Source organism: Frigoribacterium sp. PvP054 (assembly GCF_040547465.1).
Taxonomy (GTDB): domain Bacteria; phylum Actinomycetota; class Actinomycetes; order Actinomycetales; family Microbacteriaceae; genus Frigoribacterium.
Genome location: NZ_JBEPPU010000007.1, coordinates 90,763 through 105,855, shown reverse-complemented (window position 1 = coordinate 105,855; position 15,093 = coordinate 90,763). Strand labels below are relative to the sequence as shown.

The 15,093-nt window shown below is 76.0% G+C and carries 13 protein-coding genes; 7 read left to right on the top strand and 6 right to left on the bottom strand.

Translation table 11 applies throughout. From position 1 onward, the window contains the following. The first annotated feature begins 1 nt into the window (after nucleotide 1). From ABID81_RS10790 to ABID81_RS10765, 6 genes are all read left to right on the top strand, one after another. Nucleotides 2–3,232, top strand: coding sequence for an FtsX-like permease family protein (locus tag ABID81_RS10790; RefSeq protein ID WP_354594810.1), 3,231 nt, complete (start codon nucleotides 2–4; stop codon nucleotides 3,230–3,232). Then, nucleotides 3,229–4,068 carry an ABC transporter ATP-binding protein gene (locus tag ABID81_RS10785; RefSeq protein ID WP_354594809.1) on the top strand — a complete coding sequence of 280 codons (840 nt, stop codon included), beginning with the start codon at nucleotides 3,229–3,231 and terminating at the stop codon, nucleotides 4,066–4,068. The genes ABID81_RS10790 and ABID81_RS10785 overlap by 4 nt, the downstream gene beginning before the upstream one ends. After that, a complete protein-coding gene (locus ABID81_RS10780) occupies nucleotides 4,061–4,729 on the top strand; it encodes an ATP-binding cassette domain-containing protein (protein WP_354594808.1) in 669 nt (222 codons plus the stop codon). Before ABID81_RS10785 ends, ABID81_RS10780 begins: the two co-directional genes overlap by 8 nt. Nucleotides 4,730–4,862: 133 nt before the next feature. Next, nucleotides 4,863–5,555 carry a DUF6518 family protein gene (locus ABID81_RS10775; protein WP_354594807.1) on the top strand — a complete coding sequence of 231 codons (693 nt, stop codon included), beginning with the start codon at nucleotides 4,863–4,865 and terminating at the stop codon, nucleotides 5,553–5,555. A gap of 1,080 nt (nucleotides 5,556–6,635) precedes the next feature. Continuing rightward, nucleotides 6,636–7,475, top strand: a complete 840-nt coding sequence (locus ABID81_RS10770; protein ID WP_354594806.1) for an alpha/beta fold hydrolase — start codon at nucleotides 6,636–6,638, stop codon at nucleotides 7,473–7,475. Continuing rightward, nucleotides 7,472–8,332: an acyl-CoA thioester hydrolase/BAAT C-terminal domain-containing protein gene (locus tag ABID81_RS10765; protein ID WP_354594805.1), complete on the top strand. Its 861-nt coding sequence runs from the start codon at nucleotides 7,472–7,474 to the stop codon at nucleotides 8,330–8,332. The genes ABID81_RS10770 and ABID81_RS10765 overlap by 4 nt, the downstream gene beginning before the upstream one ends. Nucleotides 8,333–8,407: 75 nt before the next feature. Here the strand turns inward: ABID81_RS10765 and ABID81_RS10760 are convergent, their stop codons facing one another. The 3 genes from ABID81_RS10760 to ABID81_RS10750 form a co-directional block, all read right to left on the bottom strand. Then, nucleotides 8,408–8,746 carry a hypothetical protein gene (locus tag ABID81_RS10760; RefSeq protein WP_354594804.1) on the bottom strand — a complete coding sequence of 113 codons (339 nt, stop codon included), beginning with the start codon at nucleotides 8,744–8,746 and terminating at the stop codon, nucleotides 8,408–8,410. After that, complete coding sequence (locus ABID81_RS10755) at nucleotides 8,743–9,339, bottom strand: hypothetical protein (RefSeq protein WP_354594803.1); 597 nt, start codon at nucleotides 9,337–9,339, stop codon at nucleotides 8,743–8,745. The genes ABID81_RS10760 and ABID81_RS10755 overlap by 4 nt, the downstream gene beginning before the upstream one ends. A gap of 156 nt (nucleotides 9,340–9,495) precedes the next feature. After that, nucleotides 9,496–10,155: a DUF805 domain-containing protein gene (locus ABID81_RS10750; protein WP_354594802.1), complete on the bottom strand. Its 660-nt coding sequence runs from the start codon at nucleotides 10,153–10,155 to the stop codon at nucleotides 9,496–9,498. 109 nt (nucleotides 10,156–10,264) lie between these two features. On the opposite strand from ABID81_RS10750, the gene ABID81_RS10745 reads away from it, so the two are divergent. After that, complete coding sequence (locus tag ABID81_RS10745; protein WP_354594801.1) at nucleotides 10,265–10,852, top strand: GNAT family N-acetyltransferase; 588 nt, start codon at nucleotides 10,265–10,267, stop codon at nucleotides 10,850–10,852. Nucleotides 10,853–11,082: 230 nt separating this feature from the next. Here ABID81_RS10745 and ABID81_RS10740 read toward each other — a convergent pair whose 3' ends face one another. Genes ABID81_RS10740 through ABID81_RS10730 form a run of 3 tightly spaced genes read right to left on the bottom strand, consistent with a single transcriptional unit; the run spans nucleotide 11,083 to nucleotide 14,911 of the window. Further along, complete coding sequence (locus tag ABID81_RS10740; protein WP_354594800.1) at nucleotides 11,083–12,651, bottom strand: glycosyltransferase family 2 protein; 1,569 nt, start codon at nucleotides 12,649–12,651, stop codon at nucleotides 11,083–11,085. Next, on the bottom strand, nucleotides 12,648–13,952 hold the full coding sequence (locus ABID81_RS10735) for a hypothetical protein (RefSeq protein ID WP_354594799.1): 1,305 nt from the start codon (nucleotides 13,950–13,952) through the stop codon (nucleotides 12,648–12,650). The genes ABID81_RS10740 and ABID81_RS10735 overlap by 4 nt, the downstream gene beginning before the upstream one ends. After that, nucleotides 13,949–14,911: a WcbI family polysaccharide biosynthesis putative acetyltransferase gene (locus ABID81_RS10730; protein WP_354594798.1), complete on the bottom strand. Its 963-nt coding sequence runs from the start codon at nucleotides 14,909–14,911 to the stop codon at nucleotides 13,949–13,951. The genes ABID81_RS10735 and ABID81_RS10730 overlap by 4 nt, the downstream gene beginning before the upstream one ends. Nucleotides 14,912–15,093 lie beyond the last annotated feature (182 nt).

Below are 15,093 nucleotides of genomic sequence, written 5' to 3'. Positions count from 1 at the left end.
GATGGCGCATCGTGCCCGTGGGCGCACCGATCGCGTGCGCCCCCCTGGCGGGCGGGCCGAGCACGCCGACCACGCCCGGCGCGGCGACGGCGCGCGGCCCGCCCGCGTCCGGCCCGCCTGGCTGACCAGCGTCCGCCGCCGGCCCGCCGGGGCGGTCTCGCTCGTGCTGCTCTCGGCGCTCGCCGTGCTCGTGTCGGTGCTCGCCCCCTTGCTGCTGCGGGCCGTCGAGCAGGTGGGACTCGCCGAGGCGACGGGGCGGTCACACCTCGACGACACCGCGGTCGTGAGCATCGCCGACGTCGAGCCGGGGCGGATGCTCGTCGCCGCGTCCGACGTCCGCTCGGTGGTGCAGTCGGTCGACTCCGCGCACGACGCCGGCGGGGCCTCGCTGTGGCGGGCCCCCGTGACGGCGGCCGAGAGCGGCGGCGACACGACCTGGGTCTCGCCGGCCGACCCCGACGTCACCGGCAGCGCTCGGGTCGCGGGCCTCTACGGCAACGACTGCGGGGACGTCGTCCCCGTCGACGGACGCTGCCCTGCCGCGGCGGCGGAGGTGATGGTGCCGTCGACGATCGAGGGCGTCGCCACCGGTGACCTGCTCGACCTCGACACCGGCAGCTCCGTCGTCGAGGCGACGGTCGTCGGCCGGTACGACCCCCGGCAGGGCGACGGTCGGTTCTTCGCCGCGCCCTCGCGCGCGGTCAGCGTCGACGTGCCCACGACCGACGACCTCGTCGTGTCGTCGGACGGGTTCGACGCCCTGCTGCTGACGTCGAAGGCCTACGGCGCGCTCGTGTTGAGCGGCCCCCTGGCCCTGGACGACGTCGACACCGCCCTGACGGACGTCGCCACGGCCCGTGAGTCCGCCCTCGGGACGGCGGGGGCCGAGTCCGACGTCGAGCTGCGCACCGGCCTGCCCGGCGTGCTCGACCGGGTCGGGCGGCAGGGCGACGCGGCGACCGTGCTGGCCGCGGTGACGGCCCTTCAGGCGCTCGCCCTGGCCTGGTTCGTGGTGGCGCTGGTGGTGCAACGGCTCGCCCGGGTGCGGTCGGCCGAGTGGGGACTCGCGCGCCTGCGCGGGGCCACCCGCGGGCGGTGGCTCGCCGTCGTCTTCACGGAGCCCGTGCTGGCCGTGGTCGTCGGCGGCGTGGCGGGCGGGTCGGCGGGCTGGGCGATCGCGGCGGCCGTCGTCCGGTCGGCCCTCGGACCGTCGGTCCCCGTCGAGCCGACCCATCCCGTCGTCGTCGCCTCGGCCGCGCTGGCCCTCGTCGGTTCGGTCGTCGCCCTCGTCGCCGCGAGCGTCCGCTCCGCCGTCGTGCCGCTCGACCAGCTGCTCGCCCGCACCGCCGAGCCCCGCCGCCTCGGCCGCCTCGCGGTCGTCGTGCAGTCCGGGCTCGCGCTCGTGACCGTGACCGTGCTCGTGGCCGCCGTCACCCAGGGCGAGGTGACCGGCCCCGGCCTGGCCCTGCTCGCACCGGGACTCGTCGCCGTGCTGGTCGGCGTCGTCGCCCTCCGGGTCGCCGCCCTCGCCGTCGGGCGGTCGACCCGACGTCCGCCCCGGTCGCTGTCGTCCCTGCTCGTCGCCCGTCGGCTCGGTCGGACCCCGTCGGTCCTCACGGCGGCGGTGCTCGTCTGCGTCGGCGTCGCCCTCGCCTCGTGGTCGACCCAGGTGGCCGTGACCGCCGACCGCCTGCAGGTGGACCGGGCCCGCGCCTCCGTGGGGGCCTCGACCGCCCTGACGGTCAGCGTGCCCTCCGACGTGCCGTTCGTCGACGCGGTCCGGGCGGCCGACCCCGACGGTCGCCGGGCGATGGCGGCCGACGTCTACACCCGCGGCCAGGGCGTCGGGCGGCTCGTCGCCGTCGACGCGTCGCGTCTCGGGGCCGTCTCGTCCTGGTCGCCCGCCTGGAGCGACCTCGGCGACGCGGACCGGCTCGCCCGGGCCCTCGCACCCCGGGGCGGCGAGGCCCTGACCCTCACGGGGACGAGCGTCTCGATCGACCTGGCCGACGTCGCCACGACCGTGCCCGAGGGCTTCTCGGCCGAGGACTTCACGACCGACCTCGCCGACGTGTCGGTGCGACTGGTCGTGCAGGCCGACGACGGCTGGCACACGGTCGACCTCGGTGAGCCCCGCGACGGCACCCTGACGAGCGTCCCCGGCCGGTTCCCGTGCGCGGACGGGTGCCGCGTGGTCTGGTTCGGGGCGACGAGCTCGCGGGCGACGACGCCCCCCTTCGGCCTGCGGCTGACCGTCACCTCGCTCTCGACCGACCGCCAGCCCGCCGACGAGCTCGCGGGGTGGGTCTCGGCCGACCGCTGGCGCGACCGCATCGGCGACGGCGTCGACCCGCAGCGGCCCGCACGGGCGACCCTGGCCGACCTCTCGGACGGTCGGGGCCTCGCGCTCGTCCTGATCGACGAACAGGGGGCGGGCACGGCGTCGATCGCGCCGCTCGACACCCCCGAACCGATCCCCGCCCTCGTCGCCCGGGGCACCCCGGTGACCCCGCTGGCCGGCGTCCGCGACGGCATCGTCGGGCTCGGACCCGACCTCAGCGAACGCGCCCTCGCCCGGGTCGGCGCGGCGCGCGTCCTGCCGCGGGTCGGCGGCGAGGGCGTGCTCGTCGACCTCGGCGTGCTCGACCGGGTGACCGACCCGGCCCGCTCCGAGGCGAGCCACGAGGTGTGGCTCGCCCCGATGAGCGCAGCCGAGGAGGCGCGGGTCGTCGACGACCTGTCCCGTCGGGGCGTCGAGGTGGTCGCCTCCCGGTCGCTCGCCACGGTGGCCGACGGGTACCGGCGCTCGGAGACGACCCGCGCCTCCTCGGCCACGCTCGTGGTGGCGGCCGCGGCGCTGCTGCTCACCCTCGCCGCCACCGCGGCGCTGCGGGCGGTGTCCGCGACCGGGCGGCGCGAGGACCGACGGGCCCTCGCGACGGCCGGCATCACGCCCGGGCGCCTGCGTCGGGTCGCGCTGCTCGAAGCGTTCCTGCCCCCGGCGGCCGGGGTCGTGCTCGGCGTCGGTGCCGGCCTCCTGGCCTACCTGCTGACCGTGCCCGGGCTGCCCCTCGTCGTCGGGGCCGGCCGGACGCCGCCGCCCGACCTGGCCCCGTCGGCCTGGCCCCTGCTGGCCCTCGGCGTCGGGACGCTCGCCCTGCTCGCCGGCATCGTCGGCGTCGCGACCCGGCTCGAGGCCCGGGCGGCCGACCGGACGGTGGGCCCCCGATGAGCGACCTCGCCCTGTTCTGCCAGGGCCTCGTGCACGTCTACCGCGAGGCCGGCACCGACGTCGCCGCCCTGCGTGGGGTCGACCTCGTCGTGCCCGCCGCCCAGCGCGTCGCCGTGCTCGGGCCGTCCGGGTCGGGCAAGTCGACGCTGCTCTCGATCGTGGCCGGGGTGACGAGGCCGTCGGCGGGGCGTGCCGAGGTGTTCGGCACCGATCTCGCGACCGCCCGGCCCGCCGACGTGCGACGCCTGCGCCGGGGCACCCTCGGGCTGATGATGCAGGGCGCGCCGGCGAACCTGCTGGCCCACGAGGACGCCGCGGGCAACCTCGACCGGGCGGTCGGCGGCTCGCGGGAGGCCGTGCGGGTGGGGCGCCGGGTGCTGCGCGCGGGCGGCGTGCTGGGCGATCGACGCCCCGTGGGCCGGTTGACCCCGACCGAGCAGCAGGTCGTGGCCCTCGCCGTCGCCCTCGCGCCCCGGCCCCGCCTGCTGCTCGCCGACGAGCCGACCAGCCGCCTGGGCGAGACGGCCCGCGACGCGCTGCTCGACCTGCTGGTCGACACGGCGGACGCCGCGGGCACCGCCGTGCTCGTCGTGACGCACGACGACGCCGTCGCCGCCCGCATGCAGCGCATGGTGCACCTGCGCGACGGTCGCGTCGGCGAGGAGGCCACCGCCGAGGGGCGCTGGTCGGTCCTCGGCACGGACGGCTCGCTGCAGCTGCCACAGGGCCTGCGCACCGACTGGCCCGACGGGGCGCTCGTGTCGGTCGACGAGGTCGCACCGGGCGAGCTGCGGGTGCGTCGCGTGACCGACGACGAGGGCGGCGTCCGTGGCTGAGGGTGAGGCCGTGGCCGGCGGCGGGGGACGGGACGAGGAGGCGCGGGTCGCCTCGCCCGGGCTGCGTCTCGTCGGTCTCGTGGTGCGTCGGCCCGACGGCTCGCCCTCGGCGCCCCTCGACCTCGTCGTGCCGGCGGGTGGCGCGGCCGAGCTGCGCGGCGAGCCGGACGGCGTGCCGTCCGCGGTGCTGCGCGTCGTCGCCGGGCTCGAGCACCCGGTGTCCGGGCGGGTGTCGTTCGGTGCGACCGACCCGACGGTCGGTTCGGTGACCCGCCAGCACGAACTGCTCGGGTCGCTCACGGCCGCCGAGAACGTGGCGGTGCCGTTGCTCGCTCGACCGGACCGCGGGCGGGCCCGGCTGGGCGACTGGTCGGAGGTCGACGCGCTGCTCGGGCGGCTCGGCGTCCCCGAGGCGAGTCGGCACAACCTGCTCGAGCAGCTCTCGGGCGGGCAGCAGCAGCGGGTCGCCGTGGCGCGGGCCCTCGTGACGCGGCCTTCGGTGCTCTGCCTCGACGACCCGACGAGCGAGCTGGACCCGGCCAGCGCCGAGGTGGTCTGGTCGGTGGTCGACGACGCCCGGGCCGAGGGGGCGTGCGTCCTGTCGGTCGGTGCCCCGGGTGGCCCCGCGCGACCGGGTGCCGTCGTGCTCGACGTCGGGTGAGGCCGGCGTCGGGCGGGGTCGGGCGTCGGGCGGGGTCGGGCGTCATCCTCCCGGGGCACGGCCCGCGACCGGGGGAGGACGCGGCGCGCCGCCGCCCGTTCGTACGCTGGCTCCCCGTCGAAGGAGACCCACCGTGACCGAGACCCGACTCGCCCCTCCCACCCGTCCGTCCCCCGGAGCCGTGCCCACCCCGTCGGTGGCCGCCATCGTCGCTCGCGCCGCGGGCCGCACGGCCGTCGTGGCGGCCGCAGCCCTCGTGCTCGGTGGTCTCACGAGCCCGGCACAGACCCTCCTGCCTCAGTGGATCGGGGGGTTCGCGAACTCGTCCGGTGGCTGGTCGATCCTCGTCTTCGCGATGGTCTGGGCCGTGCGCAGCCGCCCCGCCCTGTCGGCCGTGCTCGGGGCCGTCGCCTTCGTGCTGCTCGTCGAGGGCTACCGCATGGTGTCGGGGTGGCGAGGCTTCTACTACGACGAGCCCTTCCAGAACGAGTTCACGGTCATCGGACTGCTCGTGGGCCCGGTCATCGGCGTCAGCGCCGCCCTCGTCCGTTCGTCGTCGCCCACCTGGCGGACCCTCGCGGTCGCGCCCCTGTCGACGGTGCTCGTCGGCGAGGGGCTCTACGGGCTCGTCGTCCTCGGCCAGGGCCTGCAGGACGTCTGGTGGGTGCTGCAGATGGTGCTCGGCGCGGCGTTCCTCGTCCGGGGCACGGTCGGCACCCGGAGGTCAGCACCCCCGTGGGTCCCCGTCGTCGCGGCCGGGTCGGTCGTCGTCCTGTCGGTCGTGCTCGTCGTCGCCTACGCGGCCCTGCCTCTCCTGCTGATGTGACCCTCCGCCGCGTCCCGCCCGCGCTGTCGCCGTCGCTGTCGCCGTCGCCGACGCCGTCGCTGACGCGGTCGCCGTCGCCGTCGCCGTCACTGTCGCCGACGCCGTCACTGACGCGGTCGCCGTCGCCGTCGCGGTCGCGGTCGCGGTCACCGTCGCTGTCGCCGTCGCCGTCGCCGTCGCTGTCGGTCCCGGCCTTGCCGTCCGCGTCCGCGTCGGCAATTCAGGGCTGGTGCCGCGGCCGGGTGCCGAGATCGGCGTGGGGCGGCCCCGCTCGCGTCGAGAACAAGGAGTTGCCCGCTCGGGGGTGGGGTCCGACAGGGCGGACGGAGTGCGGGCGGGTGCCGTGCGTCGCGTCGAGCTCGGTGGGGCGCCCGAGGAGGGTGGCGGGTGCCGAGGCTGGTGCGGGTGTCGGCAATTCCGGGCTGGTGCTGCGCCGGGTGCCGAGATCGGCGTGGTGCGGCCCCGCCTGCGTCGGGAACCAGGAATTGCCCGCTCGGGGGTGGGGACCGACAGGGCGGGCGGTGCGCGGGCGGGTGCCGTGCGTCGCGTCGGCCCGAGGAGGGTGGCGGGTGCCGAGGCTGGTGCGGGTGTCGGCAATTCCGGGCTGGTGCCGCGGCCGGGTGCCGAGATCGGCGTGGGGCGGCCCCGCCCGCGTCGAGAACAAGGAATTGCCCGCTCGGGGGTGGGGTCCGACAGGGCAGGCGCTGTGCGGGCGGGTGCCGTGCGTCGCGTGGAGCTCGGCGGGGCGCCCGAGGAGGGAGGCGGGTGTCGAGGCTGGTGCGCGCGTCGGCAATTCCGGGCTGGTGCTGCGGCCGGGTGCCGAGATCGGCGTGGGGCGGCCCCGCCCGCGACGGGAAGCAGGAATCGCCCGCTCGGGTCTCCGCTCCGGGTGCACGAGTCGCTTCCGCACAGGGCTGCGCGGGGCTTGCCACGCTCGCGGCGGGCTGCTGACTACGGTGGCCGCATGACCCACCCCGCGCACGACCCGTACCGGACGGGCTTCCTCGAGACGGAGGACGGTGCCTCCCTTCCCTGTACGTCGAGGAGTCCGGCCGTCCCGACGGCGTCCCCGCCCTCTGGTTGCACGGCGGGCCCGGTGGTTCGCTCGGCCGGGGCGGCTACCGACGCGCGTTCGACCCGCGGGCCTACCGGCTGGTCGGCGTCGACCAGCGCGGTTCGGGCCGGAGCACCCCGAACGTCGTGGACGACCTGACCGGCTTGGGGCGGCACACGACACAGCGGTTGGTGGCCGACCTCGAGGAGGTCCGTGACCGGCTCGGCATCGAGACCTGGGTCGTCGGCGGCGTGTCGTGGGGCACGACGCTCGCGCTCGCCTACGCCGAGGAGCACCCCGACCGCGTCCGCGCCCTGGCGCTGATGGCGGTCACGACCACGAGCCGCGACGAGGTCGACTGGATCACCGAGGGGGTCGGGCGGCTCTTCCCCGAGGAGTGGGCCGTCTTCGACCACGACAGCAGGAGGCGCGTCGACGAGAGACCGGTCGACGCGTACGCGAGACGGCTGGCGTCCGACGACGTGGCCGATCGTGAGGCCGCCGCGGCGAGCTGGGACCGGTGGGAGGGCGTCCACGTCAGCCTCGACGACCCCGACTCGCGCGGGCGGGGCCACCTGGGCCCGGAGCGGCGGGAGGCGTTCGCCACGCTCGTCACCCACTACTGGAGCAACGACGGGTTCCTGGCGGGTGAGCGCGCGATCGTGTCCCGGCTGCCTCGGATCACGCACATCCCCGCCGCCCTCGTGCACGGTCGCCGTGACGTGAGCGGTCCGGCCGTCACGCCGTGGCGGTTGCACCGGGCCTGGCCGGCCAGCACCCTGACCGTCGTCGAGGACGAGGGGCACGGCGGCCCCCGCCAGGTCGAGGCGCTCAGCGCCGCGCTGGACGGGTTCGCCCGGCTGTGACGGTCGTGCACGCAGGAGCCGCCGGACCCGGACACGGTGTGCGGCGCGTCGACCTCGTCCGGCCCGAGGGCGCGCGGTGGCTGCCGACGCGGCACTCCGGCGACGGCGTCCTCGTGCTGGCGGGGTCGAGCGGGCGGATCGACGACGAGCGCGCCCGTCTGTTCGCCGGCCACGGTTGCCTGGCCGAGTCCGTCCGCTGGTTCGGTGGTGACGGGCAGAGCGCCGGGCCGTGGGAGGTGCCGCTCGAGACCTTCACGGACCGCCTGGACGCCCTGGCCGGCGAGTGCGACCGGGTCTGGATCGTCGGCACGTCCTTCGGGGCCGAGGCGGCGCTGGCCACCGCGGCCCGGGCCCCCGGGGTGGCGGGAGTGGTCGCCTTCGCCCCGTCGGACGTCGTCTGGGCCGGCTACGACCGGACGGGTGCCGAACGTTCGCACTGGACGTGGGGCGGGGTGCCCCTGCCGTTCGTGCCGATCGACCCGGACGGCTGGCCGACCGAGGCGCCTCCGCGGTTCTCGCCCGTCCACGAACGGTCCCGGCTGACGTTCGCCGACCGGGTGGGACCGGCGACGATCGAGGTCGAGCGCATCGCGCGCGTCGTCGTGGTCGCGGGCGGCGACGACGAGGTCTGGCCGAGCACGGTGCACGCCGAGAACGTCAGGCGCCGACGGGCGGAGCACGGGGTCGAGACCGTCGTGGTCGCGGGGGCGGACGCCGGGCACCGGGCGGTGCTGCCGGGGGAGTCGGTGGTGCGAGGAGGCACGACCATGCGCCGCGGTGGCACCGAGGCCGCGGATCGCGAGCTCGGCGCCCGGGCCTGGACGGCGATCACCACGCTGCTCGCGTCCGCACGCTGAGCGACACCCTCGACGAACTCCGGTCGCCCGCCCAGCAGCAGATGTCGCCCCCGCGCTGATCCGGTTCGTGCCGGATCAGGCAGGGCTCAGGTCGTCCAGCCGGGCGAGGAAGGCCTCGAACCGGGCCGGGTCGGTGCGCCCGCTCAGCGTCTCGCCGAACCACCTCGTCCAGATCGCGTCGACCTCGGCGGCGCTGATCGCGCCGGACCTCACGAGCCGGCCGACCATCGGGACGGCCTCGAGCTCGTACTCGTCCCACGGGGCGCCGCCCTCGGTGCCGGGCTCGAGCCCGTACGGGTCGAGGGCGTTCAGCTCGACGAGCACCCGGTCGACGAGGTCCCGCCAGGCCTGGCTGCGGCGGGGCTCTCCCGAGTCCGCGCCTCGGGGACGTCGGGCTCCGTCGGAGGCCCTCACCGCGCCTCCGGACGGCCCGCCTCGTCGAGGGCGCGCAGCAGCGCCTCGCCGTCGCGCACGTCGACGAAGGTCATCGGCAGGGGAGACATGACGCCGTCGAGACCCGTGTTGGTGAGACCGCGCTGCCGCGCGCCGAACGGGATGGCGCCGGTGGTCGAGTCAGTCCAGTCGACGCTGACGTGAGTGCGGTCGCGCGACCACGACACCTCGGTCTTCTGCTGCTTCGCGGGCGCCTGGTGGACGGTCGACCCGACCACGAGGAACGACCGCTGGTCGGTGACGGCGTAACCCGTCTTCGCCTTCCGCGCCCGCTTCAGCAGGAACCGGCCGACGACGAAGAAGAGCCCGATCGCGACGAAGACGCCGCCGAACAGGACGAAGAACACGGAGGCGCCCTCGCGGAGCACCGAGACCTCCCAGAAGATCGCGAACCCGCACCAGAGCAGGCTGAAGGGCACGAGGAAGAGGTCGTTGCGGCCGAACGTCACGGCCTCGTCCGGCCCACCCGACCAGAGCAGGCGCTCACCGGGGCGCAGCTCGGGCTGCACGAGGGCACGTCGGTCGTCGGGTCGGCGGGCGTCGGGAGCGCTCATGCTCGCGAAACTACCGTGGCGCGACCGGCGGCGTCACGGCGGTCGTGCTGTCGGGGCTCGATGCGACAGCCCCTCCAGGTCCCGTGAGACCTCGTCGTCGAGCAGGTCGAGGCGCTGCTCGCCTGAGTCGCCGGCGGGTGGTGCGGCGAGGTGTCGTCAGGTCGTCGGACGGTCGAAGCGAGCACCGCGCGGCTTCGGTCCGAGCAACGACAAGATGAAGATGACGAACCCGCCGAGGTAGGGGACGAGGCTGATGAGCAGCAGCCAGCCGCTGAGGTCGACGTCGTGCAGTCGACGGACGCCGAGCGACAGGAACGGCACGAACGTGCCGAAGAACAAGATCGCGAGCACGATTCCGAACGGGATGAAACCCGGCCCCGGGTTCATCGTGCCGTCGACGTCGGTGGTGCTGCCGGGGTAGCCCGCGGCGAAGCCGACGATGCTGAGGGCGAAGAACAGCACGCCGTTCGCCAGGACCACCCACCAGTACTCGCTGCGGCTCGCCCGCCCCGAGAAGTCGGCGTACTTCCGGAAGAACCGCTTGACCGCGTCGACCGGACCCGCGCCGTACAGCGGAGCCCAGAGGGGGACCACCCCGCCCGAGCCGTAGGGCGGGCCCTGGGGTGGCTGGGCGTACGGCGGGTACTGGCCGCCGGACGGCTGGTGACCGTACGGCTGCTGGCCGTGGGGCGGAGGGATCGGCTGGCCGTAGGGCGGCTGCTGGCCGTAGGGCGGAGGAGTCGCCTGCCCCTCCGGCTGCCCGTACGGCGGCACCGCCCCGCCCTGCCGTTCCGCCCCGTCGTTCCGATCGGTCATGAGATCCCCCTCGTCCGTGCCGCCCACCGCGACCCTGTCACCCTATCGACGCCAACGGTGCCCCTGGGATCACGGATGCGCCACGAGTCCCCCGTCGTAAGATCGTCCCGTGCAGACCACGGTCGTCCTCCGTCAGGATTCACCCGAGGCCGCCGCCCTCCTCGTCGAAGGATGGACCGTCGAGGCCCGGTCGTTCGGTGCCCTGTTAGAGGCCGACCACGTCGACCGCGCCCGGCTCCGGGCCCTGGCAGTCGCCGGACCGTCCGACGTCACGATCCGTGAGCTCTGCCCGGACGACGTTGACGACGTCCTCGCCCTCGACTCGATGACCGCCGCGGACTACCCGGGCAGCGTCGCGACGCGTCACGAGCCCTTCGACCGGTCGTCGGCGACGCCATGGCCGACTCGCAGGGCCTGGGGCGCTCGGACGTCGACGGAGCGTCTCGTCGCCCTCACGTTCGTCGACCTCGGCGAGCGCGTCGCCGAGACGGACGTCACCGTCGTCCACCCGGACCATCGAGGTCGGGGTCTCGCAGCGGCCGTCAAGTCCGCGTCGGTGCTGGCTCTGCTCGACGCGGGTGTCGTCCGCTTCCGCACGGGCGGTTCCGCTGACAACCCGGCGATCATCGCGGCCAATGCGACCCTCGGTTACGTCGTCGACGAGACCTGGCTCACCCTCGTCGCCCCGACCCCCTGAACGACGATCGAGTGGTCCCGAACCGTCTTTCGACGGTCGTCGAAGGACGATTCGGGACCACTCGACGCCGGACGGGTCGATGGGGCGCTCGACCGGGATGTCTGACGGCGGTCGAGTGGGCGGATGATGTCGTTCGTCGCTGGACGGAGAGCACCTTCCGCCCACTCGGCGGCGGCTCGACCGGCGCCGAGCCACCACCGAGGCGTCGGATGCGGCCCGGGCCGCCGGGGTCAGCCCCAGCCGCCGAGGTAGGCGGCGACGCTGGGCTCGCCCACCACGGGGGTCAGCCAGTCCACGGAGGCGCGGTGCGAGACGAACGCGACGCCCGCCCCCCAGCGGCGCGCGCGGAGACGGGCCCGACGCGACTCGACGGTGACGAGCACGCGGTCCGACGGGCCGAGCAGCTCGACGGTGCCGAGCGACCCGACGCCGACCGCGTCGGTCGCCGCGCGGAGGTCACGCGCGACGTCGTCGCCGAGCCCGACCGCCGCGGCCAGGGACCGTGCCGGGGCGTCGTCCGAGCCGCCGGTGTCGACCGGGGGCAGCACCCGCACGGGACCGTCGACCGTCACGACCACCCGGGCCTCGGCGAGTGCGGCCTCGGCGGCGTCCGTCGACCGACCGAGCACCCGGGCGTCGGCCGTGAACGCCGACGCGACGTCGTCCGGCACCACGACGGTCACGTCCGGCGCGGAGGCCAAGACGCTGTCCACGGAGACGAACGCCGCACCCGTCGACATCGGAGTCCCGGCCGACGCCACCAGCTCGACGCACACGTCGACCGCCCGACTGCGCACCCCGACGCCGCGAGAGCCGCGCACCGCGATCAGGTCGGCGAGGCGCAGGGTCTCGACGTTCTTCTCGGCCTGGCGCCGCGCCTCCTCGGCCTCGCGAGCAGCCCGCGCGGTCGGCGACGACTCCGAGTCGGTGCCGCCGTCGCCACCCACCCCGCGCCCCGCCCAGTCCGGTCCGTCGTGCCACGCCACCGCGCCGGGCACGTGGGCGAACACGGCGCCGGCGAGCCAGGCCCGGTGGGCCCACTCCCAGTCCTCGCCGCCGTATGTCGTGAACGACTCGTCGAAGCCGCCGACCTCGTCGAAGAACCAGCGCGTGCAGCAGGTGACGGCGCCGATCAGGTGGCGGTACGAGCGGTCGTCCGCGTGCAACAGGTCGGCCGACCAGCCGTAGGCCTGCCGCAGCCAGCGCGGCTGCTCGAGCTCGTGCGCCGGCCCGGCCACCTCGACCGGCTCCGACACCGGCACGGCGGCACCGGCACCCGCACCGGCACCGGCACCCCGGCCGCCCCCGTCGCCGAGCACCCCGGCGAAGTCCGCGTGCTTCCGCTGACCCACCGTGACGGCCTCGGGAGCGAGCGCGGGCAGTCGGGTGAGGCGCAGCACGTAGTCCGGCTCGGGCGACGTGTCGGCGTCGACGAAGCAGAGCACGGACCCCGACGACGCGGCGACGCCGACGTTGCGGGCGGCGGACAGGCGGAAGCCGCGGTCCTCCTGCACGATCAGGCGCACCCCGTCGGGCACGGTGGGAGCCGTCGGCGACCCGTCGTCGACCACGATCACCTCGAGCCGGTCGGCGGGGTAGCTCTGTCGTGCCAGTGCCGCGAGCGTCCGATCGAGCTCCGCCTGCTGGCGGTAGTGCACCACGATCACCGACACGAGCGGCGGCAGCTCGGGCCACACCCCGTCGAGCGCGTCCCACGAATTGCCGACCACGGACCGCCCGCCCGCAGGAGGCGCGGTGCCGGTCACGCCGGACGCCGACGACCCGGCGTCGCGGCTCACCAGCGCACCCCGTCGGTCCACAACGCGGCGTACGCGTCGGCGACCTCGTCGAGTCCCGGCCGGGTGACCGCGTCCTCGTCGAGCCAGGTCGACGCGGGGTCTGCCAGAGCCGCGGCGATCGCCGTCGCGAGCCCGCCCTCGGGGTAGAGCGTGAGCGTGCCGGGCCTCAGCGTCGCCATCTCGCGGGAGTAGCGCGTGTCGGGCACGAGCGGGCGCCGCCCGGCCGCGACCCAGGTCGCGATCGACCCGGAGGCCGAGACGTGCTGGTGCGCCGCCACGGGCACCGACGCGCGGCGGGCCCGGTCGAGGAGGGTCGCGTCGTCGAGGTAACCGGTCGCGCCGAAGGGCACGCCCAGTGCGGCGGCCTCGTCGACGAGCTGCCGGAGCTCGCCCTCGTGACCCGGGGAGGCGCGGCCGAGCGCCACGACGCCGGTCACGTCCGCGACCGGTCGCGTCGCGTCGTCGCCCACCCGCCCGGCCTCGGCCGCGGGCCGACCAGCCGCGAGTCCCGCCACGGCCGCGACGACCTCGGCGTGCCCCTTGCCGGGGTAGAAGAACCCGACGACCGCGACGTCGCCGTCCGGTTCGGGCCGTCCGGCGGGCAGCGGATGCGGGTCGACGGGCAGGGGGATCACCTCGACCGGGCCCTCGAAGCCGATCGTCTCGCGCAGCAGGGCGCGCTCGTGCTCGCTGTTGACGACGACGCCCCGGGCGACGGCGACCACGCGGGCGTAGGCCTCGCCGCGCCTCCTCAGGTTGCGCTCGCCGTCGGACGGTTGCGGCAGGTCGTGCAGGGTCACGGTCAGGGCGGTGCCGTCGGCCAGGTGCTCGACGACGTCGGCGGCCGCCGCGGGCGACGGCCCCCAGAGGCGGTCCGTGAACTGCAGGTGGGCCCGCGGCACGACGACGTCCACGGGCGCCGGGTCGGCCGGTGTGCCGCCGACGACCGGGGGCAGGGCCGTGGTCGTCAGCAGCTCGGGGTCGAGCAGGTACGGGTCGACCGGGGTGGCCGACCCGGCCTCGGGGCCGTCGTGCGGCTCGGCGACGTCGAGCAGGTCGGCGACGTCGAGGGCGAGGTGCCGACCGGTGCGCGCCTCGACGGTCGCGGCGATCCGTGCCGCGTAGGCCGAGACCCCGTGCTGGGGATCGTCGTGGGTGACGATCACGGGCAGCTCGGCGAGGTCGAGGGTGGCCGCCGCGCCGCCGGTCGCGGCGGACCGGGCCGAGTGGCGGTCCCCGGCGACGTCGTGGGTCACCGGACGACCGGCCCCCGTGCCGCCCGTGCCGGACCCCACGCTCACGCCGCACCCCACAGGGCGAACGTGTCGGCGTGCCGGGCCAGGGCGGCCTCGACCGCGTCCGGGTGCTCGGCGTACCAGGCGAGGTGCGCCCGCCGGACCTCGTCGGCGTCGACGCGCTCGCCGCCGACGACCCAGTGGTCCGTCGGCTCGTCGTCGAGGCCCCAGGCGTCGATCACGGCCTGCTCGCGGGGGGCGTGGACGCTCGACAGCACCGGTCGGCCCGGGTCGACGACGTGCTCGGGCAGGCCGAGCCGCTCCCGCACGCGCGTGGCCAGGGCGGTCCAGACCGGGTTGCCCGGGTGGTTCAGCGTGCGCATCTGGTCGAAGCGGGGCGTGCCCGTTCCGTCGTCGCCCGGCCCGCCCGTGCCGGGGCCGACCTCGAACAGGTCCGACGCGACGACCGTGTCGTGGGCCGCCTCGCGCTTCCGCAGCTCGGCCAGCGACAGCTCGGCGACCGACCGCACGACGGCCGGGGTCAGGGCGTCGGCGGCGAGGGGCCGCCCGGCGGCCTCGGCGATCAGCCGGACGTCGTGGTACTCGACCACGGGCGGCACGAGCGAGACGTCGCTCGGCGGGCGGACGATGACGTGCGCCGGGTAGAGGCCCGCGAACCGGACGACCGGCACCCGGACGACCCGCGCCTCCCGGGGCAGCATCGCGGCCAGCTGGGACGTGCCGAGCGGCAGGCCGTGGTAATCGTCGCGCACCGGCTGCGAGACGAGCAGGCCGGCGCGCCCGAGCCACCGGGCGAGCTGCGGCAGGTCGGCGGCCGTCAGCTCGTGGACCGGGGGCGTCCGCACCGTCGTGAGCCCCGCCCCGTCGAGGAAGATCCGCAGCGACTCGGCCTGGCAGTTGCCCACCACGAGGGCGATCGCGCCGTCGCCCTCCGGCTCGCTCAGGCCGTAGAAGTCGCCGTAGTGGCGGGTGCGGCCGTCGGGTTCGGTTCGCTGTTCGGACATGCTTCCCTCCGGCCCGGACTCGGAACGGACAAAGGGGGTCGCGCGGGCCTATGTTGAGTCAACAGCGACTTCCCCGGTCGCGTCATCCTTTCCCGCCGCCAGCCCCGGCACACCCCGCCCGCATCGCCGCGGGTGCTCGTCGTCCCTCCGGTCCAGGCCCCGCGCGCCGGGGTCGGGCCGCG

Excerpts from the sequence above, each read along its gene's own strand:
- ABID81_RS10790 (WP_354594810.1), top strand. The coding sequence starts at position 2 with ATGGCGCATCGTGCCCGTGGGCGCACCGATCGCGTGCGCCCCCCTGGC.
- ABID81_RS10755 (WP_354594803.1), bottom strand. The coding sequence starts at position 9,339 with ATGAGCGCTCCCGACGCCCGCCGACCCGACGACCGACGTGCCCTCGTG.
- ABID81_RS10730 (WP_354594798.1), bottom strand. The coding sequence starts at position 14,911 with ATGTCCGAACAGCGAACCGAACCCGACGGCCGCACCCGCCACTACGGC.
- ABID81_RS10750 (WP_354594802.1), bottom strand. The coding sequence starts at position 10,155 with ATGACCGATCGGAACGACGGGGCGGAACGGCAGGGCGGGGCGGTGCCG.
- ABID81_RS10785 (WP_354594809.1), top strand. The coding sequence starts at position 3,229 with ATGAGCGACCTCGCCCTGTTCTGCCAGGGCCTCGTGCACGTCTACCGC.